Below are 1,236 nucleotides of genomic sequence, written 5' to 3' on the forward strand. Positions count from 1 at the left end.
AAATCCTTATCTGGCAAGAGACTTAATTGATTAGTTCGCTCTAGATAAAAAACAATTGACAAAAATCGCTAAATGCCTTTCTCTATAAGGGTTCCATCCCTTATAACCCCCGTCCATTGCATAACACAAACCGAAGAGCCTTTTTAGGGAAGGATAAAAAACCTGAACAGCAAACAGCAACTACTTAAAGAAAATGAAACTCAAACCATGAATAATGCTTGGGAAAATTGGGTTAAAGAATTGAAACAACTATCGCCCTTTTCTCAGTCAGAACCGACAACTTATCAAAAACACCTACTAGAAAAATATCGCAAGCAAGGCTGAGAATTATGATTTTATGCGATACAAGTATATCCCCCTCGCAATGACACGCTATAATCGTCATCTCAGGAAAATATTGCTTCGAGGGTTTCTTGGTTTAGACATAAATGATTTCAGCGACTCAATTTGAATTTCCCTTATCTAAGGCTAACTATCTGCTCAACCACACCACTAAAGCAGGCGTTGGTGGAGATAAACGTAAGTTTTGGCGTGAAGTTATGGGATTTGATAATCCTGAAGCGATTCGAGAAGCTATACTAGAGACAGTATCTCTCGAAATATTACAAAAACAAGATACAACAGAGTATGGCGATCGCTATCGTGCTTATGTTAAAATCAGGGGATATTCTGGTAAATTACATCAAATTCGTACTGTTTGGATTATCCTGACAGGAGAAGATGTGGTGAGATTTGTCACAGCAGTACCTTCTAGTTTCAATCAATAAAAGTTTAGAGTAATAAAAATGAGTAAGTTTAAATTATTTGATGATATTCAACTAACGGAAGATATTCCCTTAACCGATGGCGGAATTGCGCCTATCGGTACAGTTGGAGCAATTGTAGAAGTTCTGAAAAATGGGGAGGCTTATCTAGTAGAATTATTTGGGAATTGGGTTAAATATGATGAACAAGGAAATTTTGTCTCAGCCACTCAAGCAGAAAAAGAAGCATTTATGGAGACAATTGGCGTAGAAATTGTTTATCCTAATCAATTAGTGTTAGCTGTTCCCGCTAAAGAGATTATGCAAGTTACGGCTTAGATCATTACTAAAGTGGCTCTTCGTTACTTGTTATGGTTCGATAGGGGGGCATAAATCGACTAAATCCTTATCTGGCAAAAGATTTAACTGATTAGCTCGCTCTAGATCAAAAACAATTGACAAAAATCGTCCAATGTCTTTCTCTATAAGGGTT

The 1,236-nt window shown here is 36.9% G+C and carries 2 protein-coding genes; both read left to right on the plus strand.

Features of this window, described 5'->3' with window-relative positions; all coding sequences use genetic code 11:
- Positions 1–428: 428 nt before the first annotated feature.
- Positions 429–767: a DUF6883 domain-containing protein gene (locus PX481_RS15645; protein ID WP_002763535.1), complete on the plus strand. Its 339-nt coding sequence runs from the start codon at positions 429–431 to the stop codon at positions 765–767.
- An 18-nt stretch (positions 768–785) separates the two neighbouring features.
- On the plus strand, positions 786–1,082 hold the full coding sequence (locus PX481_RS15650) for a DUF4926 domain-containing protein (RefSeq protein WP_002763537.1): 297 nt from the start codon (positions 786–788) through the stop codon (positions 1,080–1,082).
- Positions 1,083–1,236: the final 154 nt, after the last annotated feature.

This window comes from Microcystis sp. M53603_WE2 (assembly GCF_030065435.1).